The sequence below is a fragment of the Acetobacter tropicalis genome, from assembly GCF_001580915.1.
Classification (GTDB): domain Bacteria; phylum Pseudomonadota; class Alphaproteobacteria; order Acetobacterales; family Acetobacteraceae; genus Acetobacter; species Acetobacter tropicalis.
The window spans coordinates 1-8,550 of sequence record NZ_LHZQ01000141.1; the positions used below are offsets into that span (position 1 = coordinate 1).

The 8,550-nt window shown below is 56.6% G+C and carries 6 protein-coding genes; all 6 read left to right on the plus strand.

Annotated elements, in window-relative coordinates:
- Positions 1 to 377: 377 nt before the first annotated feature.
- The 6 genes from AD944_RS01820 to AD944_RS01845 all read left to right on the plus strand — a co-directional run bounded on the left by AD944_RS01820 (position 378) and on the right by AD944_RS01845 (position 8,479).
- Positions 378 to 902, plus strand: coding sequence for a hypothetical protein (locus AD944_RS01820; RefSeq protein WP_045543264.1), 525 nt, complete (start codon positions 378 to 380; stop codon positions 900 to 902).
- 227 nt (positions 903 to 1,129) lie between these two features.
- Positions 1,130 to 1,930, plus strand: a complete 801-nt coding sequence (locus AD944_RS01825; protein WP_045543265.1) for a P-loop NTPase family protein — start codon at positions 1,130 to 1,132, stop codon at positions 1,928 to 1,930.
- Between the two features lie 23 nt (positions 1,931 to 1,953).
- Positions 1,954 to 2,727, plus strand: coding sequence for a hypothetical protein (locus AD944_RS01830; RefSeq protein ID WP_145912901.1), 774 nt, complete (start codon positions 1,954 to 1,956; stop codon positions 2,725 to 2,727).
- Positions 2,724 to 3,008 (plus strand): hypothetical protein, encoded by a 285-nt coding sequence (locus AD944_RS01835; protein WP_045543267.1) that lies wholly within the window; start codon positions 2,724 to 2,726, stop codon positions 3,006 to 3,008. Before AD944_RS01830 ends, AD944_RS01835 begins: the two co-directional genes overlap by 4 nt.
- 2 nt (positions 3,009 to 3,010) lie before the next feature.
- A complete protein-coding gene (mobF, locus tag AD944_RS01840; RefSeq protein WP_052427255.1) occupies positions 3,011 to 7,033 on the plus strand; it encodes a MobF family relaxase in 4,023 nt (1,340 codons plus the stop codon).
- A 27-nt stretch (positions 7,034 to 7,060) separates the two neighbouring features.
- Positions 7,061 to 8,479, plus strand: a complete 1,419-nt coding sequence (locus AD944_RS01845; RefSeq protein ID WP_146881250.1) for a hypothetical protein — start codon at positions 7,061 to 7,063, stop codon at positions 8,477 to 8,479.
- Positions 8,480 to 8,550: the final 71 nt, after the last annotated feature.

An 8,550-nucleotide genomic window follows, 5' to 3' on the forward strand; every position in this document is an offset into this window, starting at 1 on the left:
GGGTGCCTTGGTCTGTAGTCATTTTTATGCAGGATTTTTGTCACGGATCTGACGCGGACAGGAGGCGTTTCCGTAACGCCCATGATCCGGGTTTCAGCGTCGATTTCCGTCGGTTGAAGCAGGCGGGAAGAAAGATCTGATTCCGAAGGGCAGGTGATTGCGTCGGATCCGGAGAGATTCCTCAGTTCGCATGAAAAGGGACGGTTTTCATGGAAGATGTCATAGAGTGCCGTATCAGAAGACCATCAGATTCCGTTTCGGATTTCCGGTAACGGCGGTTGGGGATATGCGGGACATCTGTCTGCTCTGGTGCGAAATGTGTGCTGGCGCAGCACGCAGTCATGGATATTGGACGACACATGCTACGGGAGGCTGCAATGACCAGGAAGGCCAACGATGATATCCGGAGTCTGATCCGCAGCGCCCGTCGCGCATCTGGGCGGAATACGCTGGCACTTTTTATGAAAGATCATTTTTCCGATCTCCAGAAAGAGATCGGCAACCGGGCTGACTGGCGCATGTTGACGGAATTTTTCATTTCCCGCGGGCTGAAGGATGCCTCTGGCCAGAGCCCGTCACCGGACACCGCCCGTCAGACCTGGTATCGCCTGCGCCGCAGACTGGCGAAAGAAAAGCATATCACCCGTGAGGCTGTATCGCCGAAAGTACGGTTCCCTGACGCCGATGCCCTTCCAGCGATTACGCCCCCGGCGCAATCGTTTTCAGTGTCAGTTCGTCCGGCTGGCAACGCTACCACCAGCCATGCCGCAACCTGCCAGGATACGTCGACCACTGGCAGTTCCCGTTCCGCAGAAGACAAACTGCGGCGGGCACAGGAGAGGATTCGTGCAGGAACACTGCCTCTGCCACTCCAGATAGGTCCGGTCAAAGGTGGCAAATGAACTTCACAGTGATGTGATGTTTGTTTCGATAATCTTTCTCACATCCGAACCGGTCGTTTTCTGGCACAATGAGACATGCGCAGGCACATATAGAAATGGAAGTATAGAATTTATCAGTTCATTTTCATTTCGATTTTATAGTGTAGTTTATAAATATTGTTGTTGATTGTATGCTGTGTTTTATGATGTCTGTGCAGACAGATTACAGAACACGGAAGAACGCTTTCATGAAATCTGATGCACAGCACGACACTGATGACAGCTTGCTATCACACTACGAAAATCAAAGATCCGTAAACAGTCAGATTTTCCTCTTCCCGACAGGGCGTGGCAACAGAGGAAAAAGCTTTTTCACACGATGGGCTGTCGAAGAAGCGCGGAATGCAGGACGCGAAGTGATTGTTGCAGATGGTGACTGCACAAATCAGACCCTTGCGACGTATTTTCCGGATGCATTTTCACCACCGTCGGCTGATCAAGTTTCGATTACGAAATGGTTTGAGAGTCTGGTGCAAAAACAGATTGAATCACGAAAATCACTGATTGTCGACTTCGGAGCTGGCGACCGGACGCTCAAGCACGTAGCGCATGAATTATCTCTTGTCTCTTTCCTGCAAAATTTTGGGGTACAACCCGTCGCCATCCATTTCGTCGGCCCGGATACGGACGATCTCGCATATTTACAGTCGTTCGAAACCGACAGTCTGTTTGCCCCCGATGCAACAATCATCGTTTTCAATCAGTTCTGTGTTCCACCGCACATACCACAAGCGACGGCATTTTCTGACTCGATCGCAGAAAGTGAGATCATACGACAGATTCTTGATCGTGGTGGTGACATCGTCGTAATGCCGACATTGGGATGCGCACACGAAATCGAACGCCGCCGGATCAGCTTCATTGGGGCGGTCGAAGGGCAGACAAAAGGTAGCCTGCCACCCCTCGGTCTGATCGATCGCCAAAGAACAAGAATGTGGCGGGACAATATGAAAAAAGCTTTTGCAACAGTGCAGCACTGGCTTCCGTGAAGTGCAGAATGGAGAACATGGATATGCCCGTTTCCACCTCTTCTCTCCGGACGCAGAATGATGAAACATCCCTGACAGGACAGTCACTGATTGAAGTGGCGCGTCATCACGGCATGCGAGACGATGATCCTGTTATGCCACTTATTGTTGCGTGGCAGGCTTCGCTCGAAGCACTGCGTGCTCAACAGAGCCATCTCGGTAAACTTTATATCAAGGCAGAAAAAGAAATAACTTATGCATTGCAAAAAAGAATTGAATTTTCTGACAAGGAGGCCGAGCGGCTGAATGCTCTGGCAGCGACACTTCAGGTCCGGATGGTTTCAGATATCGGCAATACAATCGCAAGAGCAAGTGAAAAAGCACTGACGAAACGGGTAAAACTCATTGAATCCCGGACTATCTGCACTCTTGCAGCGATGTTACTCGTCGGAGGCATTGCAACTTACTCAATCGGCCACCGGCGCGGATACAACGCCGGGGCCGCGGATAAAGCCCGTGAAGCCGAACTCACGCTCACTGAATTTCGATCCACAGCAACAGGCGCTGGAAAACTGTTCTTTGGCAAGCCGAAGGAACTGGAATTATGGGCTCCGATTATTCGCCTTAACCAGCTAGGTGACACGCACAGTCTCGATAATTGCTATAAAAATACGTTTTTTAATTTTGGTGGTTTTGCGGATCAACTGGGATGCTGGCTTCCCGTCAGGATCCCGGTCCGACAGGACCATCCGCGAGATATGCCGATCCCGCTACCCGCTCCGAAAGGGCCACCGTTGTCGGAGGATGTCTGGCGATGAAACCCGGGCAGAGTGAACTTCAGGTTCTTGTCGAGAGTCTGCGTACGATCAGCGAAACACAGGAACTTCACGGAAAGATGCTCGTCGCTCTGGTGCATGCACTGGACGGCCCCGGAACGGGAGAAAGTGAACTTGTCACAGTTCTCAAAGATATTTCAGTTGCATTGAAATATCAATGTCAAAGTGTAGAAGCACTCAATGACCGCCTAAAAAAATTACCCGCGTTGATGATGCACACTCTTGAAGCCGAACTGCCCCGCATTCTGGATGAAGGACTGTAGCAGTGCTGACCTACCGCACCGGTGTCGCGGGCGTGCCTTCTGCTGCCGTGTTTATGGCGGATCATCTTCTGGAGCAGACGGTCCCGGCTTCGCAGGCGGCCCTTGCGCGTTACTATAACCAGACTCCTTCTGCTGAAAGTATCGATTTTTCTACAGCAGAAATCGGAAACGATATCGACCCCGACATGCTGAGCCTTCTGGGCCTGACGCCCGGCCGTGCTGTCAAGCGCGACGGGATCGCCTGCCTTCTGGCGGGCCTGCGTACGGATGGAGAGCCGGTCGAGGGCAAGCAGATTCAGGCAGGCAGCAGAAGTATCGCGGAGATTCTCGGATTGCCGGGTGATGACCTGCCAGATGAAAGAATGCTTCAGGCAGCAGCAGAACTCGTTGCCGGAATTGCGTCAGACGGTGCCTCCGGTGAGCAGAGTCAGGCGGTAAAGGCCGCGAAACGCCTTTTCAGCCTGTATGATGTTCCCGCTGACTTCCAGCCTGACAAGGCTCTTTGCTTCCGGTTGGCCTCGGGTCAGAATTTTGCAGGACAATCTGTCGACAGACGCAGTTTCTTGGATGCCATCACCGCATCGAAGTCCAGGATCGGTTATATTGATCTGACGTGGTCTGCCGACAAGTCCGTTTCGCTTGCCTGGGCTTTTGCCCGGACCGAAGCCGAGCGGGCCATGATTCTGCAGGCCCACCGTGATGCCGTGGATGCCGTTATGCGACAGGTACGCCATGAAATCGGTCGTGCCCGCAAGGGCAAGGCTGGCAAAAAAGGATATGAGGCCGGACAGATCGGCTGGTTGCGCTTCGATCATTTCACAAGTCGTCCGACCGTCGAACTGTCCGATGTTGATGCGGTATCCGGGGAAGCCTTCACGCGGCGCTTTACCCTTCGCGTGCCGGGAGACCCGCAGCTTCATACCCATACGGTCGTTCCCAACGTCGTGCTCACCGAAAGCGGCCGTGTCGGCGGACTGGATCTCAAACGACTTTCAGGACGGGTCAAGGAACTTGGGGCGCTGTATCAGGCCTTTCTTGCACAAAATCTGCGGGCGCTTGGTGCGGAAGTCGAACTTGATCGCAAAACGGGAGCCGCACGTCTGACGGCAGTTCCGGGAACTGTCCGTGAGGCATTTTCAAAGCGCACACAGGGCGGACTGTCCGCGGCTCGCACTTATGCAGAGGTCCAGGGCCTCGACTGGGAAACCCTTGATGAGTCCCGCCGTATCGCCCTGCTGAAACAGGGGACGCAGGGTGATCCACGTCAGGTCAAACAGGATGATCTTGCTGATTTTGAAGTGTGGCGACGCCAGGCAGACACGCTCGGCTGGAAAGCGCCGTTTTTCGTGAGGAAACCCGATCGGTCCGCAATACAGGCATCCGTCGCACATGATCATGTGGAAGCAGCGTTCGCTCTGACCTGCGATCTGCTTGCGGAACGCTTCCGGCAGAAAGCCGTGCTGGAAGAAAGTGATGCCCGCATCTGCGCGGCGCGGGCGCTGATCGAAACCGGCATCGGTGACGCCGGAGATGTCGATGCCGTGATCTCCATGCTGGCAGCGCGTCGTTTCCGGCATGACGGGGCGGAGACATCCCTGATCTGGGTGGAGGACATAGACCCTGCGGGAGAAAGACGCCTGCGCGTCACAACACAACTGCATGTCGATCGGGAAAATGAACTGATCCGACTGGCGCGTGAGGCTGCGTCCGAGCGGAACGGCGCATTGTCTGCCCCACAGATTGAGGCAGGTATCACTGCCACGGGACTGGATTTCAGTGGCGAGCATGGGGAAGGCCAGCGTCGCGCCATGCTCGCTCTGGGAACAGAGGGCAGGCTGTCGGTTCTGGTCGGCGTCGCGGGCTCTGGCAAAACCACGCTTCTCAGGCCTCTCGTGCAGGCCTGGCGTCAGGCGGGTCGCACAGTCTGGGGCACGGCGGTAGCCTGGCGTCAGGCGGAAGATCTGGCCGATGCAGGGATCGACCGGGAGAATCTGCGTGCAACACATCCTCTTTTAAAAGACATCGAGGAAGGCAGGATCACCCTGGATGCTGCCAGCGTGCTCGTTCTTGACGAGCTTAGCCTGCTCAGTACGACCCAGCTTCTGGATCTGCTGCGTGTCCGCGATGAAACTGGCTTTCGTCTCGTGATGATTGGCGATCCCCTGCAATGTCAGGCGGTGGAGGCCGGACCAGTCGTCGATCTGCTTCGGCGCGCTCTTGGCGCTGACGCCCTGCCGGAACTGCTCACGAGTGTCCGCCAGCAGAGTGAACGCGAGCGGACCACGGCTCTCATGCTGCGCGACGGCAATACACGGGAAGCCCTGCAGCGGAAACGGGAGGATCAGACACTTCTGATGGCATCGGGAGACCGTGAGGCAGTCATATCCCATATCGCGGATCTCTGGCTGGAACGCTATCAGTCCGGTCGGGCGCGGCCGGGTTTCTCGCTGACGGTCAGTGCGCCGACCAATGAAGATGCGCGGAATCTTGCGCGCGCCATTCGCGAGCGCCGCCGCCAGATGGGGGAAATTGGTGAGGATGCTACCATGATCGAGGCAGTCGATCAGCACGGCGTCACATATGACATGAGCCTTGCTGTGGGAGATCGCGTCAGACTGTTTGCCCGGACGAACTGCCGTCGTGCTGACGGAAAACGGGGCATCCTTGGAAATAATGGCAGCGTGCTGACAGTGATCGCTGTCCATTCCGGGGGAGTCTCACTGCGCAACGGGTTGGGTACGGAAGGTTTCGTGACGTGGAAGACACTGGCTGATCCGGGTAGCGGCCATATCCGCCTCGGCTATGGAGATGTGCTTTCGATCGACGCGACACAGGGGCTGACGAGCACAGAACACATCGAGGCCATGCCTCGTGGTTCAGGGGCCGTTGATGCCCATCGTGCCTACACGCAGGGGAGCCGGCACCGGGAGCGGACCTGGCTGGTCACTTCGGAAGGGGCGGAGCGCCGGGAGATCGCCGGTCGTCGCCCGCTGGGAGATTCTCGCCCCATCAGGCAGGCCGATATTCTTGACAACATGGCGCGCAATATGGCGCGACGGGATCAGAGATCATCCGCTCTGGGACTGCTTGATCGCGTGCGTGAGGTTCGCCAGCAGACACTTCGCGACTTTCAGGGGGCAATGCTGTCGGTCGAACGGCGCAGCGCGGCGGGAAACCCTCCCACCCTGACCCCGGCTATTGCCCGTCATCGCCGGAACCAGTCCGCTGGGCCTGTGCTCCCGCTGGCGGATGCCATCAGGGATGGACTGTCCGCCATAAAGGCTGCAACCGGCAGGACAGAGACGGTGGCTTCAGCCTTAGGAGAAGATCTGACCGGGGGCATGCGGCAGGTCTTCGGAAAATTCCGTGAGAGCCTGCGCCAGTGGCGTCTGCGCAGGGCGCTCCGGGAAGCGCAGCGCCGGGCAGAGAATGGCGCGCGGCCCCTCTGGCGCCGGGTCGAACGCGAGCTGACGGAAGAGGATATCCCGGAATGGGGCTCCGACGCATATTTTGGTCCCGTTGCGAAGGCGGAGATGGAACGGGATGGCTCTCTTTCAATGGCGCGTGCCGCCGCTCTCCACGAGGGCGAGATGTGGCGCAGACAGGATGCCCGGCGGATGGCTCCGGCGGGAAGCGGTGTTGCATCGCGCCGTGTCGACCGGCTTTTCCAGCTGGCAGGTATCGGGAATACAGTCCCGGATAATGTCCTGTCCATCATTCTGCCTACGCGTTCTTCCGACAGAACGGGGGTTTTTGATTCTCTCCGCGATGATCTGCATGATATGGGAATCGATGCGGGCCGTGACGCTGACGTTCTTCACCTGAAAAAGGAGGAACTGTCCGAGGCACTTGCGGCTTTTGACGTTGAAGCTGTTTGCGCAGTGTGCGACCGTTTTCTGCTGGCGCGTTTTGCGCGCCGGACGCGGCCGGCGGATCATGACAGCATCAGGATATACCAGCAGGAACCGCACATGGTCGCACGGGAGTCATCACGCAGGAGAAGTGGGCCGGATCCGACGGACTGACCGGGCTGCGAGGGAACGGTTCTGTCCATGAGCAAAACGGGAAAGACATCAGAAAAAATTCCGGTTTTCTTCGATTCCGATCGACTGTGCGAGAGCGACAATTTTGCTCTTCAGGGTCTTCTCGTCGCAGCCGAAAGGAACTTTACGGCCGGGCGTCGGAGCAGGGTGCAGAAACACAGCACCATGTGCTCCGATAGCCGTGACAGGTCATCTCCCGTCACGGACGACTGTCTCCATCTGGAAATGATGCTTCTGGAACGGCAGCATCTGCAGTTGTTGGCCTGCCAGCGCACATCGGGGCGGCAGTTCCTGGATTTTCTCAGGCCGTTCGACCTCCAGACGCTGGATGATCTTGGATCGGTCAGGCGGAAACTGCACGACCAGATTCATGCACAGCCGCTCTCCAGTCTCGACAAGGCTCTCGAACTCCAGAACCTCTATCGGGAGCATCGTCTCTGGCGGTTGCAGATGCGGATTGCCGATATCGGAACGAGGCTGAAAACGGCCATGCCACGGTACGGTTTTTCAGAATACAGTGGGATCCGGACCACCATCATTGAAGAGGGCTGCCGCTACATTGGCCGGGCGGTGCATATCGCCGCCCGTCTTTCGCTGCATCATCCCGACATACCCATATCGTGGGAGCGTTGCCTGTCCGTGTTTCAGGCGGGCGGCAGGGGAATTGATCCGTTCAGCACTCTTGATGATTATGTGATGGAGTCCTCCACCCCCTCGCGCGTGCTGAGAAAAAGAAAACGGGAAGCCAGCGAGGAACAGGAAAACAACGAGAGAGAAAAGAATCATCTCAGCAAACGCACGCTTGCGGAGATGATTAAGTATTTCAGACCCGTCGCGCATATTCTCGCCGCCATGGATGTTCTGGCCTGCCGTGCCTATCTGCCGATACATCCCACGGACGACGTGTGGCCTCCCTACCGCCCGACATGTGAAACTGATCCTGGCTATCTGACAGCGGGCCGGAGTTTCATGGACGATCCGCGGGATGGGGGTATGACCCGGGCGACGCTTGGTTATGCGCTGTGGTTTCAGGACTGGGGTCTGAAAAAGCCTTTCGCCCCGGGAAGCCGGGCTCTGCTCCGCGCTTCAGATATCGCGTGGCTGCAGAGTGATCTTTCTCTGCCAGAGGTGATCGGGCACGAACTGGATGTCATTCGGGATGACGGGTCTGTTGCACGGCGGGACCCGGTCTATGGCTACGCTTATGATCCACACCTGTCTAATGATTGGACAGAGGACGTCGCCGACACGGCAGGCATCGCTGCTCCCGGTTTATCTTCTCCAGATGTCTCCCCTGTAGCAACGGACATGGAAAAAAAAGAAAAACCTGCGTGCATGAAACCTCCTGTTCTGGTTCTTCCGCCACTTCCCAAAAAAATTCTTGGCATACTGGACAGTTATAAACCGCAGCATAGCAGGCCGGAATGAACTCCTGACGCAGCCCATGCTGTACAGGCGCCATGTGTTCGGAGCGAGCCTGAAGCCAGAATTCAGTTTTT